The organism is Rhodococcus sp. W8901, assembly GCF_013348805.1.
Lineage (GTDB): Bacteria > Actinomycetota > Actinomycetes > Mycobacteriales > Mycobacteriaceae > Prescottella.
Map to the genome: position 1 here is coordinate 5,333,004 of NZ_CP054690.1, position 24,228 is coordinate 5,357,231.

General features: G+C 68.8%; 22 protein-coding genes, 1 tRNA gene and 1 pseudogene. 15 read left to right on the top strand and 9 right to left on the bottom strand.

Annotated features, from left to right (window positions below):
* Positions 1-64 precede the first annotated feature (64 nt).
* Entirely contained in the window at positions 65-910 is an 846-nt protein-coding gene (locus tag HUN07_RS24810; RefSeq protein ID WP_174913733.1) for an SDR family NAD(P)-dependent oxidoreductase, read from the bottom strand.
* Position 911: 1 nt separating this feature from the next.
* Positions 912-2,552, bottom strand: a complete 1,641-nt coding sequence (locus HUN07_RS24815) for an AMP-binding protein (RefSeq protein ID WP_254623053.1) — start codon at positions 2,550-2,552, stop codon at positions 912-914.
* A 346-nt stretch (positions 2,553-2,898) separates the two neighbouring features.
* Here HUN07_RS24815 and HUN07_RS24820 point away from each other — a divergent pair, with 346 nt between their 5' ends.
* The 5 genes from HUN07_RS24820 to HUN07_RS24840 are packed head-to-tail and all read left to right on the top strand — an operon-like array spanning position 2,899 to position 6,906.
* Positions 2,899-4,566, top strand: coding sequence for a class I adenylate-forming enzyme family protein (locus HUN07_RS24820; protein ID WP_174913739.1), 1,668 nt, complete (start codon positions 2,899-2,901; stop codon positions 4,564-4,566).
* A complete protein-coding gene (locus HUN07_RS24825; protein ID WP_174913742.1) occupies positions 4,563-5,045 on the top strand; it encodes a nuclear transport factor 2 family protein in 483 nt (160 codons plus the stop codon). The genes HUN07_RS24820 and HUN07_RS24825 overlap by 4 nt, the downstream gene beginning before the upstream one ends.
* Before the next feature lie 39 nt (positions 5,046-5,084).
* Positions 5,085-5,426 carry an EthD domain-containing protein gene (locus HUN07_RS24830; RefSeq protein WP_174913745.1) on the top strand — a complete coding sequence of 114 codons (342 nt, stop codon included), beginning with the start codon at positions 5,085-5,087 and terminating at the stop codon, positions 5,424-5,426.
* Positions 5,427-5,470: 44 nt separating this feature from the next.
* The gene (locus HUN07_RS24835) at positions 5,471-6,391 is read left to right on the top strand and encodes a TIGR03619 family F420-dependent LLM class oxidoreductase (RefSeq protein WP_174913748.1); all 921 of its coding nucleotides are present in this window, start codon (positions 5,471-5,473) and stop codon (positions 6,389-6,391) included.
* Positions 6,388-6,906, top strand: a complete 519-nt coding sequence (locus HUN07_RS24840) for a nuclear transport factor 2 family protein (protein WP_302675467.1) — start codon at positions 6,388-6,390, stop codon at positions 6,904-6,906. The genes HUN07_RS24835 and HUN07_RS24840 overlap by 4 nt, the downstream gene beginning before the upstream one ends.
* 16 nt (positions 6,907-6,922) lie before the next feature.
* On the opposite strand, the gene hutC is transcribed toward HUN07_RS24840, so the two are convergent.
* Both hutC and HUN07_RS24850 read right to left on the bottom strand, forming a co-directional pair.
* On the bottom strand, positions 6,923-7,678 hold the full coding sequence (gene hutC / locus HUN07_RS24845; RefSeq protein WP_174915002.1) for a histidine utilization repressor: 756 nt from the start codon (positions 7,676-7,678) through the stop codon (positions 6,923-6,925).
* A gap of 72 nt (positions 7,679-7,750) precedes the next feature.
* Positions 7,751-11,155, bottom strand: a complete 3,405-nt coding sequence (locus tag HUN07_RS24850) for an NAD-glutamate dehydrogenase domain-containing protein (protein ID WP_174913750.1) — start codon at positions 11,153-11,155, stop codon at positions 7,751-7,753.
* Between the two features lie 250 nt (positions 11,156-11,405).
* Between HUN07_RS24850 and HUN07_RS24855 the strand changes: the two are divergent.
* Positions 11,406-11,672, top strand: a pseudogene (locus HUN07_RS24855) (urocanate hydratase); the annotation flags it as partial.
* 364 nt (positions 11,673-12,036) lie between these two features.
* Entirely contained in the window at positions 12,037-13,212 is a 1,176-nt protein-coding gene (gene hppD / locus HUN07_RS24860) for a 4-hydroxyphenylpyruvate dioxygenase (protein WP_174913753.1), read from the top strand.
* Positions 13,213-13,236: 24 nt separating this feature from the next.
* Here hppD and HUN07_RS24865 read toward each other — a convergent pair whose 3' ends face one another.
* The gene (locus HUN07_RS24865; RefSeq protein ID WP_174913756.1) at positions 13,237-14,049 is read right to left on the bottom strand and encodes a mycofactocin-coupled SDR family oxidoreductase; all 813 of its coding nucleotides are present in this window, start codon (positions 14,047-14,049) and stop codon (positions 13,237-13,239) included.
* A 154-nt stretch (positions 14,050-14,203) separates the two neighbouring features.
* Between HUN07_RS24865 and HUN07_RS24870 the strand changes: the two genes are divergently transcribed.
* Positions 14,204-14,277, top strand: a tRNA-Met gene (locus HUN07_RS24870).
* 127 nt (positions 14,278-14,404) lie between these two features.
* On the opposite strand, the gene HUN07_RS24875 is transcribed toward HUN07_RS24870, so the two are convergent.
* Complete coding sequence (locus HUN07_RS24875; RefSeq protein WP_114723887.1) at positions 14,405-14,686, bottom strand: type II toxin-antitoxin system RelE family toxin; 282 nt, start codon at positions 14,684-14,686, stop codon at positions 14,405-14,407.
* Complete coding sequence (locus HUN07_RS24880; RefSeq protein ID WP_114723888.1) at positions 14,683-14,973, bottom strand: type II toxin-antitoxin system Phd/YefM family antitoxin; 291 nt, start codon at positions 14,971-14,973, stop codon at positions 14,683-14,685. Before HUN07_RS24880 ends, HUN07_RS24875 begins: the two co-directional genes overlap by 4 nt.
* A 267-nt stretch (positions 14,974-15,240) precedes the next feature.
* On the opposite strand from HUN07_RS24880, the gene HUN07_RS24885 reads away from it, so the two are divergent.
* The 3 genes from HUN07_RS24885 (at position 15,241) to HUN07_RS24895 (ending at position 16,887) form a co-directional block, all read left to right on the top strand.
* Complete coding sequence (locus tag HUN07_RS24885) at positions 15,241-15,714, top strand: DUF309 domain-containing protein (protein WP_174913759.1); 474 nt, start codon at positions 15,241-15,243, stop codon at positions 15,712-15,714.
* A 17-nt stretch (positions 15,715-15,731) separates the two neighbouring features.
* Entirely contained in the window at positions 15,732-16,376 is a 645-nt protein-coding gene (locus tag HUN07_RS24890; protein ID WP_114723890.1) for an LON peptidase substrate-binding domain-containing protein, read from the top strand.
* A gap of 64 nt (positions 16,377-16,440) precedes the next feature.
* Positions 16,441-16,887, top strand: coding sequence for an SRPBCC family protein (locus tag HUN07_RS24895; protein WP_114723891.1), 447 nt, complete (start codon positions 16,441-16,443; stop codon positions 16,885-16,887).
* 1 nt (position 16,888) lies between these two features.
* Here the strand turns inward: HUN07_RS24895 and HUN07_RS24900 are convergent, their stop codons facing one another.
* Entirely contained in the window at positions 16,889-17,863 is a 975-nt protein-coding gene (locus HUN07_RS24900) for an alpha/beta hydrolase fold domain-containing protein (protein ID WP_114723892.1), read from the bottom strand.
* Between the two features lie 90 nt (positions 17,864-17,953).
* Positions 17,954-19,099 (bottom strand): alkaline phosphatase family protein, encoded by a 1,146-nt coding sequence (locus tag HUN07_RS24905; RefSeq protein ID WP_114723893.1) that lies wholly within the window; start codon positions 19,097-19,099, stop codon positions 17,954-17,956.
* 157 nt (positions 19,100-19,256) lie between these two features.
* On the opposite strand from HUN07_RS24905, the gene HUN07_RS24910 reads away from it, so the two are divergent.
* The 4 genes from HUN07_RS24910 to aztD all read left to right on the top strand — a co-directional run bounded on the left by HUN07_RS24910 (position 19,257) and on the right by aztD (position 24,212).
* Positions 19,257-20,264 carry an NAD(P)H-dependent glycerol-3-phosphate dehydrogenase gene (locus HUN07_RS24910; RefSeq protein ID WP_114723894.1) on the top strand — a complete coding sequence of 336 codons (1,008 nt, stop codon included), beginning with the start codon at positions 19,257-19,259 and terminating at the stop codon, positions 20,262-20,264.
* Between the two features lie 102 nt (positions 20,265-20,366).
* Entirely contained in the window at positions 20,367-21,854 is a 1,488-nt protein-coding gene (locus tag HUN07_RS24915) for a flavin-containing monooxygenase (protein WP_114723895.1), read from the top strand.
* Between the two features lie 203 nt (positions 21,855-22,057).
* Positions 22,058-22,819, top strand: coding sequence for an alpha/beta hydrolase (locus HUN07_RS24920; RefSeq protein ID WP_174913762.1), 762 nt, complete (start codon positions 22,058-22,060; stop codon positions 22,817-22,819).
* A 139-nt stretch (positions 22,820-22,958) separates the two neighbouring features.
* Positions 22,959-24,212 carry a zinc metallochaperone AztD gene (gene aztD, locus HUN07_RS24925; RefSeq protein WP_174913765.1) on the top strand — a complete coding sequence of 418 codons (1,254 nt, stop codon included), beginning with the start codon at positions 22,959-22,961 and terminating at the stop codon, positions 24,210-24,212.
* Positions 24,213-24,228 lie beyond the last annotated feature (16 nt).

Sequence of the window (24,228 nt, forward strand, 5' to 3'; positions counted from 1 at the left end):
TCACACATCTCGCACAGCGGGAATCGCGACCCAACCTGCACTCGGGCGACTCCGAGACGCCCGGTCAGGGCGCGGTGGAATCAGTGAAATCATTCACCAGCTTGGGCGCCCAGACCACCCTTCCGAGAAAACGCTCGGCGTCGGGTGCGGTGGCCAGCCACACGGCCGCCGCGGCGGGCACGGTCGCCGGAACCGAGTCGAAACCGGCGTCCTCGATCTTGTCGGTACCGCCACGCGCCTTGCCGGACTCGGTGACGACGAACCCGGGGCTGAGGTTGAACGCGCGGATGCCACGTCCGCGGTACTCCGCGTTGACCGCACCGGCGAGGCGGCCGAACGCCGCCTTCGACGCGGCGTACGCCACGCCCCAACCGCCCTCGCCGGGCGCCGCCGGCGGATCGGTGGTCGCCGAACCGGACACCAGATTGACGATCACGCCGTCACCGCCGTCGACCATCGACGGCAGCACCCGCTGGATCAGCGCCAACTGGTGCAGGTAGTTTCCCCGCACCATCACCTCGGCGTCGTCGAGGCGAAGGTCGAGGATGCGCTCCATGTGACCGGCAGTCTGGGCGTAGGCGTTGTTGACGAGGACATCAACACGGCCCCACTCGCGCAGCACCTCGTCGGCGGCGCCGACAACCGAGTCCCGATCGAGCAGATCCATCGGGATCGGCAACGCCCGGGCCCCGCACGCCTCGATCTCCGCGGACGTGGTCTCGAGGCTGCCCGGCACCGGGAGCAGACCCTCGCCCTCCGCGCGGGTGCGGGGCGTCACCGCACCCTCTCCCTCGCGGACCGTACGGGCGGTGATCGCAACGTCGAAACCCTTGCGCGCGAACGCGAGCGCGATCTCGCGGCCGATGCCGCGGCTCGCCCCGGTGACGAGGGCAACCTTGCGTGTCGTCATCTCACACGCCCAGGAAACGCGTCCGGCCGAACTCGACGAACTCGGCCTCGAGCGCGGTCTTGTCCTCGTCGGTCATCTGCGTGTAGACCGGCGCGCCGCGGCCCACCCAACGGTAGACCGGCTCGTCGGTGCGCCACAGTTCGGCCTGCAGCTCACGCTTGAGGACCTTGTTGGAGCCGGTGATCGGCAGGTTCGTCGACACCCGGATGAAGCGCGGAGTCGCCTTGGAGCCCAGATCGTCCTGGACGGCAAGGTATTCCGCGAACTTCACGGGGTCGAAGGTGTCGAGCGAATCCACCTCGATCGCAGCCATCACCTGGTCGCCGGACCGCGAGTCGGGGATCGCGTACACGCCCGTCGCGATGACCTCGGGGTGGCGACGCAGGACACGCTCGATCATCAGGGCGGAGGTATTCTCGCCGTCGACGCGGATCCAGTCACCCTTGCGGCCCGCGAAGTAGATGAAGCCGGCCTCGTCGACGTAGCCGAGGTCACCGGTCCAGTACCAACCGTGCTTGATTCGGTCGGCGTCGGCGACGTCGTTCTTGTAGTAGCCCTCGAACGCGCGAGCGCCCTCCTTGTTGATCATCTCGCCGATGGCCTCGTCCGGGTTCAGCACCCGGCCGTGCTCGTCGAGGATCGCGCGCACGCACTCCTCCCGCGTCTCGGGGTTGACGACGGCGATGCCCGCGTGTGCGGGACGACCGAGCGCGCCCTCCGGGGCCTCCGGATCGAGCTTGACCGAACCGGCACCCTCCGACGAACCGTAGCCCTCGAACAACTCCGCACCGAAGCGGCGCACGAACTCGACCTTGTCCTCGGGCGACGCCTCGGTGCCGAAGCCGCGCTCGAGCTTGTTGTCCTTGTCGTCGGGCTGCTCCGGGGTCGCCATCAGGTAGGCCAACGCCTTACCGACGTACGTGAAGAACGTGGCACCGAAGAACTTCACGTCGGGCAGGAAGCCCGACGCCGAGAACTTGCGGGCCTCGGGCAGGCAGACGGTGGCACCGTTCGCCAGCGCCGGGGCCCACAGCGCCATCAGCGCGTTGCCGTGGAACAGCGGCATGCAGCAATAGTCGACGTCGTCGCGGTGGTGCCCGTACTTCGCGGTGTTCGCGTACGCGAGGCGGGAGAGCCGGCCCTGGCTGCACTTGACGCCCTTGGACATCCCGGTGGTGCCCGACGTGAACAGCAGCAGGAACAGGTCGTCCTCGTCGATGCCGTCCGCGATCGCGGGCTCGACCCGGTGGGCGTCGAGGCGGTCCTGGTAGTCCGGGGCGTCGATCAGAATGAACCGGTCGTCGGCCAGGCCGAGGTCGAGGCCCTTCAGCTTCGCCATGCCCTCGGCGTCGGTAACGATCAACTGGCAGTCCACGTAACGGATCTCGGCCTCGAGTTCCGCCGAGCCGCGGGTGGGGTTGATGCCCACGACCGTGCCGCCGGTGAGGGCCGCGCCGCCGAGCCAGAACAGGAAGTCCGGCACGTTCTCGAGGAGGATGCCGACGTGGAACGGGCCGTCCACGCGCAGCGACTGCGCGAGCGCGCCGCGCGCGGCGCTCTCGCGGACCACCTCGTCCCACGTCCAGTCCTGCTCACGGGTACGGACACCGAACTGCTGGTCACCGAGGCGATCGAGGAGCATCTCGGCAATCGTCGTGCGTTCCAACTCATTCTCTCCTGTCGCAGCGCCGGTAGGCGCGTTACTTCTGACTGCGGGCTGTGTAGGCGGGTCAGCCATCCGTGGGCCGGCCGCGGACCGGACCTTCCGGTTCGATCCACCAGCCATGTTCCTTTCGCGAAAAGTAGCCTCGGGCTGTCGCGCAGATCACCGTCAGTCTCGCTGAGTGGTAACTCGTCCCGCCGAACCTTCCCGACATGAGAAATTGCCGTGAGAAACCCGTCACACCCCATGCCCCGAGCCTGGCACCTGGGCGTTCACGCGCAGACAGTGACAGGAACGACACTGTGACACGGACGAAAGGTCACTCATGACTGCCCCCGCAGATCCGCAACTGCACCTGGACCAGGTCATGTCTCGTCTGATCGGTCCCGGTGGACCGTTCGAGATCGTCGAGGAAGAGGTCCTCGGCACCCGGATGCCGGTCATGAAGAACCGCTGCAAGGCCGTGGGCGATCTGCTCGCCGACTCGGTCAAGTGGGGCGACCGCGATTACCTCGTCACCGAGGACCGCCGGGTCTCGTACACCCAGCACGCCGCCGACGCGTACGCGCTGGCCGCGGCCCTGAGCGAGCGCTACGGCGTCACCAAGGGCGACCGCGTCGGGATCCTCGCCGCCAACACCCCGGAGTGGGTGAGCACCTTCTGGGCAACGCAGGCGCTCGGCGCCATCACCGTCGGCCTCAACGGCTGGTGGGTGCCGCGCGAGATCGAGTACGGCCTGCAGCACAGCACCCCGAAGGTCGTGGTCGTCGACGCCAAGCGCGCGGATGCCCTCGCCGGGCTCGACACCTCCGGCGTCACCGTGCTGACCATGGAGGAGGACCTGCCGCGGCTCATCGCCGAGTTCGCCGGCGCGGCCCGCCCCGTCGTGGACATCGACGAGGACGATCCGTCGGTGATCCTCTACACGTCCGGCACCAGCGGACGCCCCAAGGGCGCGCTGCACTCGCACCGCAACCTGCTGGCGGTGGTCGACTACCACCGTTTCAGCGACTCGATCATGGCCGCGTTCACGGGCAAGCCCAGCGACCCGAACGCCCCCAGCGACCTGCGCTACCTGCTCACCTCGCCGCTGTTCCACATCGCGAGCCTGCACAACCTCGTGGTCCCGCGCCTCGCGACCGGCAGTGCCGTCGTCATGAACCAGGGCTCGTTCGACGTCGATCGGATCCTCGGTCTCATCGAGCGGGAGCGGGTGACGAACTGGGGCGCCGTCCCGACGATGGCTTCCCGGCTCCTCGAGCACGGCAATCTGGACAAGTACGACCTGTCCTCGCTGACCTCGTTCTCGCTGGCCTCGGCGCCGTCGTCGATCGCGTTCAAGGACCGGCTCCGCGAGCAGGTTCCCTTCGCCCGCAACGCCCTCGTCGACAGCTACGGCCTCACCGAGTGCAGCACCGCGATCGCCGTCGCCAGCTCCGCCGAGCTCGAGGAGTACCCGGGCACGCTGGGCCGGCCGATCATCACGGTCAGCATGGAGATCCGCGACCCGTTCGGCGAGTGGCTGCCGGACGGCCTCGAGGGCGAGGTGTGCGTCCGCAGCCCGTTCGTGATGCTCGGCTACTGGAACGACCCCGACGCGACCGCGGCCTCGATCACCTCCGATCGCTGGCTGCGGACCGGCGACTACGGCGTCGTCGAGAACGGTCGCCTGCGGCTCACCGGGCGTCGCTCGGACCTGATCCTGCGCGGCGGCGAGAACGTGTACCCCACGGAGATCGAGCAGACCCTCGACGAGCACCCCGCCGTCCAGGAGTGCGCGGTGATCGGCACGCCGCATCCCGATCTGGGCCAGGAGGTCTCGGCCGTGGTCGTGGTCGCCGAGGGCCACACGGTCACCGAGGAGGAACTGCGCGAGTTCGCATCCGAGCGGCTGTCGTACTTCAAGGTGCCGACCAAGTGGCGCCTCACGACGGACCTGTTGCCGCGCAACGCGACCGGCAAGATGATCCGACGAGAGATCAGCGTGCAGTGACCCCCTACACGCTCGAGCGACTGGGCGCTGTCGAGGCGGTCCGCGATCTCGCTCACCGGTACACGCACCTCATCGACGAGGGACGACTGGAGGAGGTCGCGGAGCTCTTCGCGCGGGCGGTGTACGGACAATGCGACGGTGACGGGACCCCGGTGGGGTCGGTGCGTGACTCCGACCCCGCCGGCGTGCTGGCCGCGTGCCGGAGCTTCATCCAGATGCACGGCGCTCCCCCGAGGCCGCGCACCAAGCACGTCGTGACGAACCTGCGCGTGGAGGTCTCGGACGACTGCCGCACCGCGATGTCACTGTCGTACTTCACGGTGCTCCAGGCCACGGAAAGCCTTCCCCTGCAGCCGATCCTGTCGGGGCGTTACTTCGATGCGTTCGCCGAGATCGACGGGGAGTGGCAATTCACGCAGCGACTCACCTGCATCGATCTGGTCGGCGATCTGACTTCGCACGCCCGACGCGACCTGTGAGATTCCCCAGCTTCCAGCTGATCTTGATGAGGAAGCCCTATGTTCAAAGCAGTTGCTCTGCTCGCCCGTAAGCCCGAGCTCACGCGCGAGCAGTTCATCGAGCACTACGAGACCGTCCACGCGCCGCTGATCCTGCGGTCGTTCCCCACGCTGAAGGCGTACCGACGCAACTTCGTCGACCTCACCGACAGCATCCGGGCTCCGGGCGTGGCCGATCCGAGCTTCGACGTCATCACCGAGATGTGGTTCGAGGACCGCGCCGGCTACGACGCGATGCTCGCCGCGCACGCCGATCCCGCGATCGGCGGGCCGGTGGCCGAGGACGCGAACCTCTTCCTCGACATGTCGAGGACCCTTCAGTTCATCGTCGATGAACGCTAGCCGAACGCGAGCTGCGCAGGAGTAGCCGCGAGAACAGGAGCACCATGCAGGTCGGTCTGAACATTCTCGGCGCCGAGAATCTCTACGGCGGGCAGATCCGCCCGGTGCTCCGGCTGGCGGCGGACGCGGACCGCGCGGGAGTCGACATGATCTCCACCGGTGATCACATCGGCTTCAACGCGGCCGCGCACGCGCAGCGCGTCGAGACCAACGGCTTCCCCTTCCCGCTGGAGCACGATTGGTACGAGCCGCTTTCGCTGCTCTCCTCCGTCGCCGCGGTCACCGATCGAGTGCTGCTCAATGTCTCGGTCCTGATCGCGACCGTCCGCCCACCGGTACTGCTCGCCAAGCAGATCGCCACGCTCGACGCCATCTCCGGCGGCCGTGCCGCGATCGGGATGGGCGTCGGCTGGCAGGAGGCCGAATACACCGCCACCAACATGCCGTTCGATGCCCGCTTCGGCCGCATGGAGGACACCGTCCGCGCGTGCCGTGAGCTGTGGACCAAGGCTCCGGCGAACTTCCAGGGCCGCGAGTTCTCGTTCGCGGACTTCCACTCGCTGCCGTTCCCGGTCCAGGAGCGGGTGCCGGTGATCTTCGGGTTCGGTCCCAGCCGGCGCAACTTCGACCGCATCGCCCGCGTCGCCGACGGGTGGACCGTCAATCCCGCAGACATGCAGACGTTCTCGCAGAGCGTCTCCCTGCTGCGCGACACGTTCGCCGAGCACGGCCGCGACCCCGACTCCGCCGTCGTCCAGGTCTCGGTCGCACCCGAACGCCGCGACGACGGAACCGTGGACCTCGACGCGACCGCGGACAAGACCCACGCCTGGCACGACGCGGGCGCCACCGTCGCGGTGTTCCGTCCCGCGACATTCTGCACAGCGGGAGAAGAGGTTCCGCAGCTGATCGACTGGGCGGTAGGACTGAAGTCCACGACCGACGACACCCGGGAGGGCCAGTGACTACGACGGACCAGGCTGTAGCCGAACTGCTCGACAAGCAGGCCATCTACGAGGTGGTCATGCGCTACTGCCGCGGCATCGACCGACTCGATTTCGACCTGGTCCGCGACGCCTACCACCCGGACGCGATCGACCACCACACCGGATTCGACGGCAGCGTCGAGGATTTCATCACCTGGGTGCAGCCGAAGCTGCGGGCCATCGGCGGCACGATGCACCACATCGGCAACCACCTCGTGGAACTGCACGGCGACTACGCGGTGAGCGAGGCGTACTCGACGGCGGCGCACTGGGGCGGTGACGACGGGATCGGCATGGTCAACTTCACCAGCGGCTGCCGCTACGTGGACCTCATGGAACGCCGTGACGGCAGGTGGGCCATCGCCGAGCGTTGGGCGGTCCGCGAATGGACCCGCTCCGACGCCGGCCGCCTGACGCTGCCGGAGAGCGACGGCCCCCGCGGGCGTCGCGACGGTACCGATCCGCTCGACGCCCTGCGCAGCCGGCTGGGCTGAGCCTGGCGTCGGAGCGTCAGCGGGTGAACGAACCCTCGAGCCTGTTGCGGGAACCGGGGTGGGTCAATCGGGCCAGGCTGACGAGCCCGCGTTCCGACCACGTGCGGCGCCGGATAAGCAGGCAGGGCTCACCCCGGTCGATGCGGAGCAACCGGCACTCCTCCGGGCTGGCGAGGACCGCCTCGACGACGTGCTCACCGCGGACGAGGGGCGCCACCCGGGTGAGGTAGTCGTTCGGGGTGAGCGACGTGAAGTCCTGGTCGAGGTAGTCGGGCGCCTCGTCCGGATTGACGAACCGGTCCTCCACCTGGATCGGGGTGTCGTCCTCGTAGTGCACCAGCAACGAGTGAAACACCCTGGCACCGAAGGCATCCCGTAGGAAGGCCTGGGAGTGGTCGGGCTCCTCCTCGCGCACGAAGACCGTCTCGGTACGGTGACGGTGCCCGCGCTGCTGGATCTCGTCGGCGATGTTCTTCACCTCGAAGAGGGGGGAGGACGTCTTGCTGCTCGCGACGAACGTCCCCACACCCATCATCCGCACGATGAGCCCGTCGTGCGTGAGTTCCCGCAGCGCCCGGTTGATCGTCATGCGGGACAGTCCCAGCGCGTTGACGAACTGGTTCTCCGACGGCAGCTGATCCCCGTCCGTCCAACGGCCGGAACGGATCTGCTCCACCACGAGATTCTTCACCCGCTCGTACGCCGGGACCGACTCGCTGCCGGCCTCGTCGAACAGCACGGCGAGCTCTGCATCAACGTCGGCTATCGCCATCCACTGCACCCGTTCCTCGTTGAGCCCCACCGCTCCGTTCGTCGACTCGGCCCACCAAGTCTAGCGGCCCGATCAACCCACCATTCGCCTCAACTGCCGCGATGCGACCGAGAGCGCGGCCAGGTCGCGCTGACCCGACTCTTCGATCTCGGCAAGCGCCTGTCGGGCACGCCGGATGCGGGGCTCGTTACGGGCCTCCCAATCCGTGAGCATGGCCTCCGGCGAATCACCGGGCACAGCGTGGGCGAGCACGTCGAGCGTGAGTTCGCGGACGCTGTCGTACAGTTCGTCCCGCAGCGACAGCCGCGCCAGTGCGTTCCAGCGGGTCTCCTTCCCGAGCTCCGAGACCCGGTTCAGCAGCGGCACCAGTCCCACCCGTTCGCACAGCCGGAAGTACAGTTCCCCCGCCTCCGCCAGGTCGTGGTCGGCGAGGTCCGCGATCTCGACGACGTCGAGGAGCCCGAACCGGTCGAGCAGCAGTTCGACGGACCGCACCAGGTCCTCGGGCGCGCCGAGTTCGGCGATCGAACGCGTCCGTTCCCTGAGGTTGTCGCGGTCGCCACCGACCAGCCATCCTTCGAGCATCGTCGACGCCTTCGCGATCCGTTCCCGGAACCGGGTGATCTCGGCACCGACAGCCAGGGGCTGCGGTCGCCGGCTCAACATCCAGCGCGATGCACGGTCCAGAAGCCTACGGGTCACGAGGACGAGTTCATCGGCGACGGCGACCGGAACGGGCGCGGTCGCGATCCTCGCCCACAGCTCGCGCAGGTCGAAGACGGACGCAACGACGTCGAACGCACGCACCGCATCCTCCGCGCTCGCGCCCACCTCCTCCGCAAGACGGAAGGCGTAGGTGATGCCACCGCGATCGACGACTGCGTTCGTCAGCACCGTCGCGACGATTTCGCGCCGCAACGGGTGCCGGTCGATCGCATCCGCGTAGTCCTGCTGCATCCGAGCCGGGAAATACTGGCGCAGCGCGGGGAGGAAGACGTCGTGGTCGACCAGATCGCCTGCCAGCAAGGCCCCCTTCAGGTCCAGCTTCACGTGCGCCCCGAGAGTTGCCAGTTCGGGCGTCGACAAACCTTCCCCGGCCCGGCGCCGCACCGCGATCTCCGCCGCGTCTGGCAACACCTCCAGGGTCCGGTCCAGAGCTCCTGCCGACTCGAGCCGCGTGAGCAGCCGCGCATGGACTGCAAGCATCTCGCCGGCGTCGGCCCCGGTGGTGCCCATCAGTTCGTTCTGGGAGACGTTGTCGGCCAGGACCAGTGCGGTGACGTCGTCCGTCATCGCCGCGAGCAGTGTCGACCGTTCCGCAGCATCCAGTCGACCGCCGCCGACGAGTTCGTCGAGCAGAATCTTGATGTTGACCTCATGGTCGGAGCAGTCCACGCCGCCGGAGTTGTCGAGAGCGTCAGTGCCCACCCGGCCTCCGGCGCGGGCGATCTCGATACGACCCGCCTGGGTGAGGCCGAGGTTGCCGCCCTCGCCCACGACCCGGGCCCGCACGTCGGTGCCGTCCACCCGCACCGAGTCGTTGGCCTTGTCGCCGACGTCGGCATGCGATTCGCCCGACGCCTTGACGTAGGTGCCGATTCCACCGTTCCAGAGCAGGTCGACCGGCGCACGCAGGATCGCACGGATCAGTTCCGGCGGTGTCAGTTCCGTGACCGCCGAGTCCAGGCCGAGCACCTTCCGGGCCTCGGCGCTGATCGGCACGGCCTTCGCGGACCGATCCCACACCCCGCCACCGGAGCTGATCAGCGCGCGGTCGTAGTCGTCCCACGACGAACGCGGGAGAGCGAACATCCGGGCGCGCTCGGCATAGGAGCGCTCGGGGTCCGGTTCGGGGTCGAGGAAGACGTGGCGGTGGTCGAAGGCGGCAACCAGCCGAATGTGCTTGCTGCACAACATGCCGTTCCCGAAGACGTCCCCGCTCATGTCACCGATGCCGACGACCGTGAAGTCGTCCTGCTGGGTGTCGACGCCGAGCTCCCGGAACCGCCGCTTGACGCTCTCCCACGCCCCCCGCGCGGTAATGCCCATCGCCTTGTGGTCGTAGCCGACCGATCCGCCCGAAGCGAAGGCGTCGCCCAGCCAGAAGTCGTACTCGGCCGCCACGGCATTGGCGATGTCCGAGAACGACGCGGTACCCTTGTCGGCCGCCACCACGAGATAGGTGTCGTCTCCGTCGTGCCGCACCACACCCGGTGCCGGACGCACCTCACCCGACGTGCGGTCGACATTGTCGACGAGGTCGAGCAGGCCGCGGATGAATGTGCGGTACCCGGCAATCCCGGCCGCCCGCAACATTTCCCGGTCGTGGACGGCATCGCCGGTCTGGGCCGGCGGTCGGCGCAGCACGAAACCGCCCTTCGCGCCGACCGGCACGATGACCGCGTTCTTCACCGCCTGGGCCTTGACGAGACCCAGGACCTCGGTGCGGAAGTCCTCGATACGATCGGACCAGCGCAGCCCACCTCGCGCCACTGTGCCGAAGCGCATGTGGACGCCGGCAACCGACGGCGAATGGACGAAGATCTCGCGGCGCGGCCGAGGCTCCGGTAGCTCGTCGATGCTGCGGGAGTCGAACTCGAGCGACAGGCATTCCCGGCGTGGGGTGACGAAGTGGTTGGTGCGCACGGTGTTCCGAATCGCCGACCAGAGCGCCCGGAGAATTCGATCGGCGTCGAGCCCGACCACCTGCGCGATCAACTCGTCCACTCGGGACGGTGCCGCCGGACCGCCGTCCGCCTGGGCTTCGGGATCGAATCGAGTGGCGAAGCTGTCGACCAGCGCCCGCGCAATCTCCGGATACCTGCAGAGGACGTCCGAGACGTAGGAACTGCTGTACGGGAACCGGGCCTGCCGCAGGAATTCGACGTAGGCGCGCAGCACGCCGACCTCGCGCCAGTCCAGACCGGCCCGTGCGACGAGCTCTCCCAACTTGTCGGGTTCCGCGTCGCCCCGCCACAGTGCCGCGATCGCCTCCGCGAAACGGCCGGCGAACTCGCCGAAGTCGGCGTCCGGCGCGATCGGGTATCCGACGGTGAAATCGTAGATCCAGCAGGGCGTCCCGGCGGAAGAGAGCAGCGGGTACGGCTTCTCGTCGAAGACCTCGACGCCCAGACTCTGCAGCATCGGCATCACGTCACCCAGCGACGCCGGTCGGCCCTCGACGTACAGCGAGATCCGGTGCGTTCCGATCCCGCGGGTCGTCTGGACGATGCGGACGTCGACGGTGTCGGCGTCGAGGCGGTCGAGGATCTCCAGGTCGACGCGCGCACGCTCGGGGGCGACGTCCTGTTTGTATCCGACGGGCAGCCCGGACACGAGGTGCGCGAGACGCGCCTTCATGTCCGCGCTCACGCCGGCGAGCAGGCGTTCGTCCCATCCCCTGAAAACTGCGGCGAGAGCGTCGTCGATCTCGTCGGGGATGTTCGTCGGTTCGGCCTCGGTCGAAGCGGTGTTCATCTCGGTACCTTCCGTCGGATACCACGCTGTATCCGACTCATCGTCGGGTCCATCCGGCTGTCGCGCGTGGCACCCTGAGTGGGGTGCCCCCTTGACATCGAGATGTATAGACAGGAATATACAACTCATAGTTGCAGAACGTGAGCCAGTGCACAACAGCTGGGAACCGGACGGGGACGACAACGGCGTCGCCCCCCGCCCCCCGGATGACGCTGCCGCGAAGCTCACTGCCGATCTCGAGGAGTACCCCATGGACATCACGTCCCCCGGCCACGAGGCCCGACCCGTCAGCGCCCCGCGCGGCTCCGAGCTCAACACGCTCGGGTGGCAGCAGGAGGGCGCCCTGCGCATGCTCATGAACAACCTCGACCCCGAGGTCGCCGAGCACCCCGACAACCTGGTCGTCTACGGCGGCACCGGCCGCGCCGCCCGCAGCTGGGCCGCGTTCGACGCCATGGTCGCCACCCTGAAGACGCTGAAGAACGACGAGACCATGCTGGTCCAGTCCGGCAACCCCAAGGCGACACCATCAGACCTGGTCAGAGAGGTGCACGGAGCGAAGCCCGTGTCCACAGCATCCCCGTCGATCGGCGCTCGGAGATTGATTGCACTGGAGTCCAATGAATGCCGACGATCAAATAATCAAAATGTACTGCAGTGCAATTTTGAAGGTCCGTGGGCAGTATCTGAGACGAGTGCCAACACAATGCCGACCGGGCAACCTCCGAGCGGATGTCCAGCTCACTTCTGTACACATTGACCACCCATGTGGCGCTCAAGCGATGCAGATCGTTCAATCTGAACAGAGAAATCAGTCGATGTTGCCGAGGCGGATGCGGCGAAGGTGTGATCAAGACACGTCGTCCACGGGAGGTTCGCTCATGACCGTCGACCAGTCACTCGGCCGCCTCGACGACGCGGCGCTGCGCCAGCTGCTCGGGCTTGTCGAACACGATCCGTCCACCGATCCGTTCCCGGTGGTCGGCTGGGACGCGATCGTCTGGGCGGTGGGCAACGCGACGCAGGCCGCCGCGTACTACCGCACGGTGTTCGGGATGGACCTCGAGGCGTACTCGGGTCCCGAGACCGGCAACCGCGACCACCGCGCATACGTACTACGCAGCGGCGCCGTCAGATTCGTGCTCACCGGCGGCGTCGACCCGTCCAGCCCACTGCTCGACCATCACCGCCGGCACGGTGACGGCGTCCACGACGTCGCACTCGAGGTCACCGACGTCGACCGCTGCATCGCGCACGCGCGCGGCCAGGGTGCCCGGATCCTCGTCGAACCGCACGACGTCACCGACGAGCACGGCACCGTCCGCACCGCGAGCATCGCCGCCTACGGCGACACCCGGCACACGCTCGTCGACCGCTCCCGCTACACCGGGCCCTACCTGCCCGGCTATGTCTCACGCAGGCAGTCCCACGGCACCGGCCGGCAGGTGATCCAGGCGCTCGACCACGTGGTCGGCAACGTCGAGCTGGGCAAGATGAACGAGTGGGTGGCCTTCTACCACCGCGTCATGGGATTCACCGATCTCGCCGAGTTCGTGGGCGACGACATCGCCACCGAGTACTCGGCGCTGATGAGCAAGGTGGTCGCGAACGGCAACCACCGCATCAAGATCCCACTCAACGAGCCGGCCGTGGGGCGCAAGCGGTCCCAGATCGACGAGTTCCTCGAGTTCTATCGCGGCCCCGGATCGCAGCATCTGGCGCTCGCGACGTCCGACATCCTCGGCGCCGTGGACCATCTGACGGAGGCGGGCGTCGAGTTCCTGCCGACACCCGCGTCGTACTACGAGGACCCGCAACTGCGCGCCCGGATCGGCGAGGTGCGGGTCCCGATCGAGGAGCTCGAGCGGCGCGGCATCCTCGTCGACCGCGACGAGGACGGCTACCTGCTGCAGATCTTCACCAAACCGATCGGCGACCGGCCGACGGTGTTCTTCGAACTCATCGAGCGACACGGCTCGCTCGGGTTCGGCAAGGGCAACTTCCAGGCCCTGTTCCTCGCGATCGAACGCGAGCAGGAGCGGCGCGGCAACCTCTGACCGCGCCGCCCCTGTGCGGTCGAATCAAATGGACGTGATGCCCAGGTCCAACGACATCTGCGAGCCGGTGACGGTGCGCGACCGGTCGCTCGCCAAGTACAGGACCACCTCGGAGACGTCGTCGACGGTGCACTTGTTGAGGCCGGCGAGCGGCCACTTGTAGTTGTCCAGGTAGCGCGGGAACTGGGAGAGGATCTTGCCGACGTTGGCGTCCTGGCCCATCGGGGTGTCCACCGCGCCGGGGTGGATCGAGTTGACGCGAATGCCGAACTCGCCCAACTCGATCGCCGCGGTCTTCGTCAGACCCACCAGGCCGTGCTTGGCGGAGGTGTAGTTCGACGTGCCCGGGCTGGCCTTGATGCCGGCCGCCGAGCTGACCACGATGATCGAGCCGCCGCGGCCGCCGTCGATCATCGCGGGCACGGCCGCCTTGAGCGTTCGCCACACACCGTTGAGGTTGATGTCGATCATCGTGGTCCACTGCTCCTCGGGCATCTCCCAGAAGCGGTTCCACGTCGAGATGCCGGCGTTCGCGACCACGATGTCGAGACGGCCGAAGCGCTCCACACCGGCGTCGACGGCGGCCTGCAGCGCGGCCTGGTCGCGCACGTCGCCGATGGACGTGACGATCTCGCGGCCCTCGGCGCGCACCAGGCGGGCGGTCTCCTCGAGATCCTCGGGCGTCGCCGCCGGGTAGCCGACGTCGTCGGAGATCGGTGCGCAGATGTCGAGCGCGATGATGTCCGCACCCTCCTGGGCGAAGCGCACCGCGTGGTTGCGCCCCTGTCCGCGTGCCGCGCCGGTGATGAAGGCGACCTTGTTCTCGAGCAGTGCCATGCGAATCCCTCCGGATCCCTCGTCGTCCAGTGTCTTCGCAGATTAGGACGGCTATCCGGACCAGCGGCCCAGCATTCCAGTGACCGGGAACACAGCGCCTCCAGCGCTCGGTGGTCATTCGGGCTCCGAAACTCGTGTAAGCTGAAATTACCGACGCGGGGTGGAGCAGCTCGGTAGCTCGCTGGGCTCATAACCCAGAGGTCGCAGGTTCAAATCCTGTCCCCGCTACAAATGAAAGTCCGGGTCAACGAATTGTTGACCCGGACTTTCGCATTTGAGGCGGAACGTCGTCGCCGCAGCGGATGCCCTTCATGGCGACCCTCGATCGTTCAACCGACCCGCATGGGCAGTGCAGTCAGACGTGATAGGCGTCGGCACGGTGCGAGATGGCGGTGACCTGTACGCGTCGGGCGTCCTCGTCGATCAGGTACAGCACTCGGTAGGTTCCGCGGCGCGCGGAGTAAGCCGGGGCGAGCGGTGGCGCGAGCGGTTTACCGACCCGGTGCGGATTCTCGAGCAGGGCCCCGGTGATGAACTCGTAGACCGCGGCCGCGACCTTCTCGGGCAGGGTGTGCTTCAAGGCGCGGGCCGCCGACCTCGCAATGGAGAGGGTGTACGGCTGCTCGGGCGCGCTCATTCGTCGTCGGACTTCTCGGCAGCCAAGAAGTCGGCGAGCGAGTCGGCATCGAGAACGTCACCGCCCTCGACCTCCGCCATGCCGGCGACATGGTCGGCGAGCAGCGACTCGTCGGCGAGGACGGCGATGGTCTCGCGCAGCGCGTCGTAGTCGTCGGCGCCGAGGAGTACGGCGGCGCGATGTCCGTTGCGGGTGATCTCGAATCGCTCGTGCGTGCGCTCCGCCTCGTCGACGAGACGGGAGAGCTGCGCCCGTGCATCTGCCACCGGAAGAGTCGTCATGTACATAATTCTAGCTAGAATTCAGGATTCGGCCAGTGCGGCGCTTCGACTCGACCGCCGCGCCCGATCCACCGGGCCACGACGTGCCGGCGTCACACAGGTTTTCCGAACAACACATACGAAATGCACATCGAAAGGGTGTGTGACGCCGACAGAAGGTGTGTGACACCGAGGTATCCGCGGAGGCACCGCCTCGGCCGACAGCCTGGACACCTCCTGCGCCTGCCCCGCCGCCCCTCCCGCCGACACCCCCGTCGGCGCTAGATTGCTTGTATGGCCGATCGCGATCGGGACACCCTCGGCAAGCCCCGCAACGCCCGCCCCCGGGACCGGTTGGGCCGGCCGCTCGAGTGGGGCGAGGAGGGGTTTCCGACGATGCCCGACGACCTGGACCTGGATCCCGGCGAGGCGATCACCGAGGCGCAGCGCCTGCTCGACCACGACCTGCCGTTCCACGCGCACGAGGTGCTGGAGGCCGCGTGGAAGAAGGCGCCGCACGAGGAACGCGGGCTGTGGCAGGGCCTGGCGCAGCTGGCCGTCGCGGTCACCCACCAGATGCGCGGCAATCCGGCTGGGGCGGTGTCGCTGCTGCGGCAGGGGCGGCACCGCATCGTGCCGTTCGAGGAGAATCCGCCGCACGCCCTCGACCTGACCGGGCTGGTCGCGTGGGCCGACCATCTGATCATCGAACTGGACCGGGACACCCCGCCCGACACGGTCCCGGTTCCGAGGCTCCGAATGCCGTGATGGGCCATTCTGGTCGAATGACCGTTCTGCCCATGTTTCCCCTCGGCTCGACGCTGCTGCCCGGGGAACGGTTGCCGCTGCACGTGTTCGAGCCGCGCTACCAGGCGCTCGTGCGCGACTGCCTGGCCGCCACCGAGGGTCCCCGGTTCGGCACCGTCCTGATCGCGCGCGGCCACGAGGTGGGTGGCGGCGACGTCCGGCACGAGGTGGGCACGTCGGTGCGCATCGTCTCGCACGTCGACATCGGCGACGGCCGCTACGCGCTGAACTGCGTGGGCGAGGAGCGCATCCGCATCCGGCACTGGCTCGACGACGACCCGTACCCGCGGGCCGAGGTGGAGTCGTGGCCGGTGGGACCGGGCGGCCGGGTGGACGACACCCGGCTCGAGCAACTCACCGACCGGCTCACCGAGCTGTACGTCCTGCTCACCCGCATCCGCGGCCGCGAGGACGAACCCCAGCCCGCGCCGCCGCGGCTGTTCGACATCCTCGAACAGCCCGGCGATCACCTGTACGCGCTCGCGGCGTGGGTGCCGATGGGCGCCGCGGACCAACTGCAGGTGCTGGCGGCGGAGTCCGCGGACGACCGCTACCGCGCGGTGGCCGAGGCGATCGACAACGCGCGCGAGATCGCCGAATTCCGACTCTCGGGACGCCAGTGACGGGGGTCACGTTCGACGTGTACTAGCGTCCACTCTCCAGGTTGTTCAGGGGAGGGGAGAACTCATGATTCACGTTCGCCACAAGGCGGTCGCCATCGTTCCCGTCGAGCTGGCCTTCGCGCACATCGACGACTACCGCAACGTGCCCGACTGGATGTTCGGCATCACCCGGTTCGACCCGATCGGCGCGCTCGATCAGGGCCTGGGCGCCACCTACGACGCGACGATGCAGCTCGGCCCCAAGGCGTTGAAGTCGACGGTCGAGGTCACCGAGTGGGAGCAGGACCGGCTGATCACCCTCAGCTCGGTCTCCGGTTTCGGGAACCGCTCCAGCTGGATGTTCACGCCCGTCGCCGACGACCACACCGAGCTGTCCGTGGACTTCGGCTACGAGCTGCCCGGCGGGCTGGCCGGCAAGGCCCTGGGCAAGCTGATCGAGCCGTTCGTCGTCACCGCGATCAAGCAGACCGAGGCGAACCTGCGCAGGCAGATCGAGGCGCGGGGGCTGTAGCTCAGGCCGAGTGCCGGCCGCGGTATCCCAGTGCGCGCCGGGCGAAGTCGAGGCTGAACGCGATCGTCATGGTGCTCTCCTTCAGGACCGTGCCCATCACCGGGTAGGCGTGGATCTGGCCGCTCCACACGTGGGTCTCCACGGCCTGCCCGGCGTCCTCGAGCATCCCGGTCATCGCCTCGACGTCCGGGCGCATCAGTTCGTACTGCGCGACACTGAAGAACGTCGGCGGGAACAGGTGCGGGTCGGCCTCGATCGGCGAGTCGGCGCCGACGATCGGATCCGGCCCGCCCACCCACTTGTCCTTGAGCGCCTCCACCTGGTTCATCGGCAGATACGCGTCGCGGCGCATGTAGTCCGGATCGTGCTTCTCCAGTGCGAGATTGAGCAGCGGCGAGTAGCCGATCACCGCCGCCGGGGTGATCATGCCGCGGGTCGCCGCGAGCTCGGCGACCTTCATCGCGAGGTAGCCGCCCGCCGAGTCCCCCGCGACGATGATCTTCGTCGGGTCCGCACACGTGCTGAGCAGCTCGGTGTACGCGGCCATCGCATCATGGATCGAGGTGCCGATGCCGCCGTACGGCAGCTGGCGGTACTCCACCGAGATCACCGGGATACCGGCCCGCGCGGCCAGGACCGCGCACAGGCTGCGGTGAGTGGCCAAGCCGCAGAACACGAATCCGCCGCCGTGGAGGTACAGGATGGTCGCGCCGGCCAGCGAGTCGGAGGCCTGGCGGTGATGCCTGATCAGCTCGCTCGGCACACCCCCGAGCGTCATCGGCTCGATGTGCACGCCCCGCGGCCGCGGCAGCCGATCGACCACCTTCTCGAGATGCCCGAGCGCCGCGATGCCCCGATCGGTGGTGGGCCACGCCGCGAACAGCGGTTTGACGAAGATCCGGGCGAACCAGAACACCAACCATGCCCGCAGGCTCACCTTCCAGTGCCGGATGATGGTCGTCTCACGCGTTCGCATACCGCCCCCAGTCGTCTCCGCACGGGTGGCTCCGCCCACCCCGTCCGCCACCCTAGAGACCAACGCCGCCGCGCGCAGCCGCTCCGACGGTCAGATCTGCAGCAGCGGCACCAGCAGCTCGTCGTCGGTGAGCGCGCCGTGCTGCCCCGCCAGCATCGACATCCGGGGTTCGGCCTCGCTGCGCACGATCGCCGACCCGCCGCGGGCGATCGCCACCACGTCACCGATCCGGCGGCGCGCGGCCTCCGACGGGTCCGGGCCGATCAGCCCCGCGGCGACGACGTCGTCGCGGGTCCCCACCCACGCCCGCTCCCCCAGCTCCGCCCGCCACCGCCGCAGCACGGCGTCGGCGCGACCGGGTTCGGTGTGGACGTAGCGGCAGCGGGCCTCGCCGGTGAGCGCCGCGACCCCGTCCGACAGCGCGGCATTGCCGTCGAAGTCGATCCGGTCGGCGGCGGCCACCGGCACCATGCCGTGATCGGCGGTCACCAGCAGGTTCACGTCGGATCCGAGATGCGCGACGAGGTCCTCGACGAACCGGTCGATGATGGTCAGCTGCGCCACCCAGCCGTCGCTGCCGGGGCCGTACACGTGACCGAGGGTGTCCATCTGGCTCAGATAGCAGTAGACGAGCGTCCGCTCCCCCGCCTTCGCGGCGTGCACCGTCGAATGCAGCAGGTCCCCGTACGCGACGGTGCCGACGAAGCGGGCGCCGCGCAGCACCGCGCGTGTCAGCCCGGTTCCGGCGAACTCGCGGGGCAGCACCGTGGTGGTGACGACGCCGTCGGCCGCCGCCCGCTCGAAGGCGGTGTGGGACGGCTGGATCCGCTCCGGCACCACCTGCCCGAGCACGTCGCGGTGGTCGCCGACGCGCTGCCAGCGCAGCCAGTTGAACGGGCCGCCGGCCTCCGCGACGTCGGAGACGTACCCGGTGACGCCGTGCCGCCCCGTCGGCAGACCGGTGCCGAACGACGCGAGACTGGTCGCGGTGGTGGTGGGAAAGCCCGCCCGGATCGGCCGGCCCGCCGCCTCGTCCAGGAAGGGCGCCGCATCGACGTTGTGACGCAGCAGGTTCCACCCCAGGCCGTCGACCAGCAGCACCACCGTCCGGTCGGTGCGCGGCAGCCCCAGGGCGTCGACCTCGCCGGGCACCCCCAGCGACGCCAGCACCGACGGCAGCACGTCGGCGAGGGTGGGCTCGGCATACACGTCCCGCAGCGGAAGGTCGTCCGACACTGGTGGTCACTCGCAATCGTCGCTCGGTGTGCTGGGGTTGTACCCGACTGTAGGCGCGCACCCCCGCCGAGTTCGGGGAATCGGCACCGAGAAGCGGCCCGCAGTGCCAACCTGAGTTCATGACCGCCGCACATGTCCGTTCACGAGGTGATCGCTGATGGCCCGCCCGGTACGCGTCGTGGTGCTCGGGTCGGGCTCGTGGGGCACCACCGTGGCCAAACTCGCCGCGCACAACACCCCCACCCTGCTGTGGTCGCGCAACCCCGAGACGGCCGACGAGATCAACATCGAGCACCGCAACTCGCGCTACCTCGGCGAGCACGAATTGCCCGAGAGCCTGCGGGCGACGTCCGACATCGTCGAGGCGGCGAACGAGGCCGACGTCCTGGTGGTGGGGGTGCCCTCGCACGCGATCCGCAGCACGCTGGGCCAGATCTCGAACGAGGTCCGCGCGTGGGTGCCGGTGCTCTCGCTCGCGAAAGGCCTCGAGCCGGGCACCCGGCAGCGGCCCACCGAAGTGATCTCCGAATGCCTGCCCGGACATCCCGTCGGGTTGCTCGCCGGACCGAACATCGCGAAGGAGATCGCCGACGGCCTCGCCGCCGCGTCCGTCGTCGCGACGCAGGACGTGGACGTCGCGACGGCGTTGCAACCGCTGTTCGCCTCCAAGGTCTTCCGCGTGTACCGCAACACCGACGTGTTGGGCTGCGAACTCGGCGGGGTCCTCAAGAACATCGTCGCGATCGCGTCGGGCATGGCCGACGGTCTGGGCGTCGGCGACAACACCCGCGCAATGGTGCTCGCGCGGGGACTCGCGGAGATGACCCGCATGGGCGAGGCGATGGGCGCGAACCCGCGCACGTTCGCGGGCCTGACCGGGGTGGGTGACCTGATCGCGACGTGCATGAGCCCGGCGTCGCGCAACCGGCGTGTGGGCGAGGCCATCGCGCGCGGGCTCACGGTGGAACAGGCCGTCGAGAAACTCGGGCAGGTGGCCGAGGGCGTCAAGACCGCGCCGACGGTGATGGAACTGGCCCGCGACTACAACGTCGAGATGCCGATCGCCGCCGAGGTCGAGGCCGTCGTGGCCGGCCGGAGGACGCCCGAGGAGGCCTACCGCGGCCTGCGGAAAGTCGCCCCCGGCGGCGAGGACGAGGTGGCCTGACCCGGCCGACCGATTTGTCTTGAACACCGTTCAAGTTGCACACTGCTGACGTCAGGCGGTGAGGGGAGGCGCTGCGCGAAACCTCATGGATCGGAATGCAGCGTGTCGCAGGAGCAGGTTCGCCGTACCCGGGTGCTGATCGTCGGCGCCGGATTCGCCGGACTCGGGATGGCGCTCGAGCTCACCCGCCGCGGCGAGCGCGACTTCCTGATCCTCGAGCAGGCCGACGCCGTGGGCGGCACGTGGCGACAGAACACCTACCCGGGCTGCGAGTGCGACATCCCGTCGGTGCTGTACTCGTATTCCTTTGCCCCCAAGCCGGACTGGACGTCGTCCCACGCGGCACAGCCCGAGATCCTGGACTACCTGTCCCAGCTCACCGACCGGCACGGCCTCGCGGACCGCATCGAGTTCGGGACCACCGTCGCCGGCGCGCGCTGGGACGAGAACGACTGCCGCTGGCACGTTTTCGACAGCACCGGCGGCGAGTACGTGGCGCAGTACCTCGTGATCGCGTCGGGCGCACTGAACGTGCCCCGCCTGCCCCGCATCCCCGGCGCCGAGACGTTCACCGGTGTCAGCATGCACTCGGCGGGCTGGAACGACGCCGTCGAGCTCACCGGCAAGCGGGTGGCGCTCGTCGGGACCGGGGCCAGCGCGGTGCAGTTGGCGCCGCAGCTCGCCCGCGCCGCCGCGAAGCTGCACGTCTTCCAGCGCACACCGGCGTGGGTGCTGCCGCGCCGGAAGCTTCGCGCGGCGGTGGCGGCGAGTCGTCGGAGCACGCTGGCGCGCAGGCTGTTTCGTACGGGAGCGTACTGGGCGGCGGAGACGCTCGCGCTCGGCCTCGGCCGTCGGCCCCGGCTGCTGGGGATCACGCAGGCGCGCGCCCGGCGACACCTGCGCCGGCAGGTCCCCGACCCCGCCCTGCGCGCGGCGCTGACACCGGACTACCGGATCGGCTGCAAGCGGATCCTGCGCTCCAACGACTTCTACCCCACGCTGACCCGACCGAACACCACGCTCGTCACCGACGCCATCACCGAGATCCACCCGGACGGTGTCGTGACCGCGGACGGAACCCACCACGCGGTGGACGTCATCGTGTACGCCACCGGATTCCGCGTCGCCGGCGCCCTGAACCGGATGCAGCTCGTGGGCCGCGGCGGCGTCAGCCTGCTCGAACGCTGGCAGCGGGGCGGAGTCCGCACCCACCTGGGTGTCACGATCGCCGGCATGCCCAACGCGTTCTTCCTGTCCGGTCCCAACACCGGCCTGGGCCACAACTCGGTGATCGTCATGATCGAGGCGCAGATCGCGCACGCACTCGAGGCGATGCACCTGGTCGAGCGGCACGGTGCGGGCGGGCTGGACGTGCGCACCGAGGTCCAGGACGCGTTCGATGCGGCCCTGCGGGAACGGCTCTCGCGCGGCGTGTGGAGCACGGGCGGCTGCGCCAGTTGGTACCTGGACGCGCGCGGGTCCAACCACGCGCTGTGGCCCGGGTCGTCGTGGAGCTACCGGCGCCGCACCCGCGTCGTCGATCCCGCGGACTACGAGCTTCTCCGAGCCGCTCCGGAATCGGTCGCGTGACGGGGAGTCGACGATCGGCAGGAAATTGGCTGGACGGGATTCGGTTCCGGTTGATAGCGTGCGCCCGACCGTGACTTCACGCCAGGAGGTGAGACCCATGTACGCAACATCCATGTGGGTGCTCCCCCTCGTGTCCACGGTCGGGCGATTGACGTAGGTGTCGCCGGGAGCGCCTGAACAAGGCAATCCCGAAAGGCCACACCATGCATTTCATCTCCGAGACATCGTCGAACGGTGTCATCGAACGCAATTTCATTCTGGACGGGATCACCGGCGTGCTCTGGTCGCCCGCATCCGGAACCGTCGGCGCACCGCTGCTGCTGTCGGGGCATTCCGGCGGCATGCACAAGAAGGCGCCGGGGCTGGTCGCCAGCGCACTCCACAGCGTCACCACCTGCGGGTTCACCGTCGCCGCCATCGACGCCCCCGGCCACGGTGACCGGCCGCGGAACCTGCAGGATCAACGATGGGCCGAGGCGATCCATCAGGCGCGGGCGGCGGGCGAGCCCATCGCCCCGATCGTCATCGACTACAACATGTCGCTGGCGGAGCGTGCGGTGCCGGAATGGCAGGCGACCCTGGACGCCCTGCAGGCGCTGCCCGAGATCGGCGCCGACGCGCCGATCGGCTACGGCGGCATGACATTGGGTGTCGCGACCGGGCTGATGTTGACGCCGGTCGAACCCCGGATCGCGGCCCTGAGCCTCGGCGGGGTCTTCGTGAACGACGCCCTGATCGAGGCCGCAAGACAGATCACCGTCCCGGTCGAGTACCGGATTCCGTGGGACGACGAGGAGATCGACCGCGTGTCCGGGCTCGCGCTGTTCGACGCCTTCGCCTCGCAGGAGAAGACGCTGCACGCCCACCCGGGCCGGTACTTCCAGGTACCCGAGCACGAGCGTGACAGTTCGGCCCGGTTCTTCGCCCGCCATCTGGGCCGGACCGCCGACACGCCTTCGGACTGACGCGAGGCGGTATCGGCGTCCGGCCCCGCGCCGGACGCCGATACCGGCACCGCGCCCCGGACCCGCGGACGTCCCCACATGCACGAATGCAGATCTTCGACTTTGACAATGATTTTCATTACCCTATAGACCTTGCGGCATGATTCGCATCGAACCCACACCCCGACGCCTCACGCTCGCCGCCTCGGTCGCCACGTGCGCGGCCCTGCTCGCCGGCTGCACGTCCACCGCCGACGGCGCCACCACCGAGACGTCGACGTCGTCGTCGGCCGGGTCGACCGAGCCGACGCAGGCCCGGTCCGCGACACCGCGGCTGGCACTGACCTACGACGGCGGCATCCTCGTCGTCGACGCCGAAACCCTCTCGGTGGTAGGCGAATCCGAGCTCGACGGGTTCAACCGCATCAGCCCGGCCGGCGACGACCGGCACGTGATCGTCTCCACCGAGGGCAGCTTCCGGGTCCTCGACACCGGCACGTGGTCGGAGGCGCACGGCGACCACGCGCACCACTACACCGCGGCCCCGGCGCTCACCGACATCACGTTCGACGCCGACAAGCCCGGCCACGTTGTCCGGCACGCGGGCCGCACCGTGCTGTTCGACGACGGCACCGGCCGCGTCGAGTCGTTCGACCCCGCCGGGCTGGCCGACGGCACCCCGCAGGTCTCGACGTTCACCACCCCGCACGCGCATCACGGCGTCGCCGTCGAACTCGCCGATGGCGGCCTGATCACCACGGTCGGCGACGACAAGGCCCGCACCGGCATCGTCGTGCTGGACGCCGGCCGGGGCGAGGTGACCCGCAACGAGCAGTGCCCCGGCCTGCACGGCGAGGCCGTCGCCGCGAACGAGGCGGTGGTGTTCGGCTGCCAGGACGGCCTGCTGATCTACCGGGACGGCGCGATCACCAAGGTGACCAGCCCCGATCCGTACGGGCGGATCGGCAACCAGGCCGGGTCCGAGGAATCGACGGTGGTGCTCGGCGACTACAAGAGCGACCCCGACGCAAAGCTGGAGCGCCCGCAGCGGGTGTCGCTCACCGACACCGTCACCGGTGAGCTGCGGCTCGTGGATATCGGCACCAGCTACACGTTCCGGTCGCTGGGCCGCGGAATGTTCGGCGAGGCCCTGATCCTCGGCACCGACGGCGCGCTGCACGTGCTCGACCCGGCCACCGGCGCGACGATCCGGACCGTGCCGGTGATCGACCCGTGGACCGAGCCCGAGGAGTGGCAGTCGCCGCGGCCCGCGCTGTTCGTGCAGGGCTTCACCGCGTACGTCACCGACCCCGCCACCAAGCGGATCCACGCCGTCGACATCGAGAACGGCCAGGTCACGACCAGTGCCGAGCTGCCGCACACCCCGGACGAGATCACCGGCGTGCGCGGCTGACTCGGTCGGAGGGTTG

Excerpts from the sequence above, each read along its gene's own strand:
- HUN07_RS24810 (WP_174913733.1), bottom strand. The coding sequence starts at position 910 with ATGACGACACGCAAGGTTGCCCTCGTCACCGGGGCGAGCCGCGGCATC.
- HUN07_RS24815 (WP_254623053.1), bottom strand. The coding sequence starts at position 2,552 with ATGCTCCTCGATCGCCTCGGTGACCAGCAGTTCGGTGTCCGTACCCGT.
- HUN07_RS24820 (WP_174913739.1), top strand. The coding sequence starts at position 2,899 with ATGACTGCCCCCGCAGATCCGCAACTGCACCTGGACCAGGTCATGTCT.
- HUN07_RS24830 (WP_174913745.1), top strand. The coding sequence starts at position 5,085 with ATGTTCAAAGCAGTTGCTCTGCTCGCCCGTAAGCCCGAGCTCACGCGC.
- HUN07_RS24835 (WP_174913748.1), top strand. The coding sequence starts at position 5,471 with ATGCAGGTCGGTCTGAACATTCTCGGCGCCGAGAATCTCTACGGCGGG.
- hutC (WP_174915002.1), bottom strand. The coding sequence starts at position 7,678 with ATGGCGATAGCCGACGTTGATGCAGAGCTCGCCGTGCTGTTCGACGAG.
- HUN07_RS24850 (WP_174913750.1), bottom strand. The coding sequence starts at position 11,155 with ATGAACACCGCTTCGACCGAGGCCGAACCGACGAACATCCCCGACGAG.
- hppD (WP_174913753.1), top strand. The coding sequence starts at position 12,037 with ATGACCGTCGACCAGTCACTCGGCCGCCTCGACGACGCGGCGCTGCGC.
- HUN07_RS24865 (WP_174913756.1), bottom strand. The coding sequence starts at position 14,049 with ATGGCACTGCTCGAGAACAAGGTCGCCTTCATCACCGGCGCGGCACGC.
- HUN07_RS24875 (WP_114723887.1), bottom strand. The coding sequence starts at position 14,686 with ATGAGCGCGCCCGAGCAGCCGTACACCCTCTCCATTGCGAGGTCGGCG.
- HUN07_RS24880 (WP_114723888.1), bottom strand. The coding sequence starts at position 14,973 with ATGTACATGACGACTCTTCCGGTGGCAGATGCACGGGCGCAGCTCTCC.
- HUN07_RS24885 (WP_174913759.1), top strand. The coding sequence starts at position 15,241 with ATGGCCGATCGCGATCGGGACACCCTCGGCAAGCCCCGCAACGCCCGC.
- HUN07_RS24890 (WP_114723890.1), top strand. The coding sequence starts at position 15,732 with ATGACCGTTCTGCCCATGTTTCCCCTCGGCTCGACGCTGCTGCCCGGG.
- HUN07_RS24895 (WP_114723891.1), top strand. The coding sequence starts at position 16,441 with ATGATTCACGTTCGCCACAAGGCGGTCGCCATCGTTCCCGTCGAGCTG.
- HUN07_RS24900 (WP_114723892.1), bottom strand. The coding sequence starts at position 17,863 with ATGCGAACGCGTGAGACGACCATCATCCGGCACTGGAAGGTGAGCCTG.
- HUN07_RS24910 (WP_114723894.1), top strand. The coding sequence starts at position 19,257 with ATGGCCCGCCCGGTACGCGTCGTGGTGCTCGGGTCGGGCTCGTGGGGC.
- HUN07_RS24920 (WP_174913762.1), top strand. The coding sequence starts at position 22,058 with ATGCATTTCATCTCCGAGACATCGTCGAACGGTGTCATCGAACGCAAT.
- aztD (WP_174913765.1), top strand. The coding sequence starts at position 22,959 with ATGATTCGCATCGAACCCACACCCCGACGCCTCACGCTCGCCGCCTCG.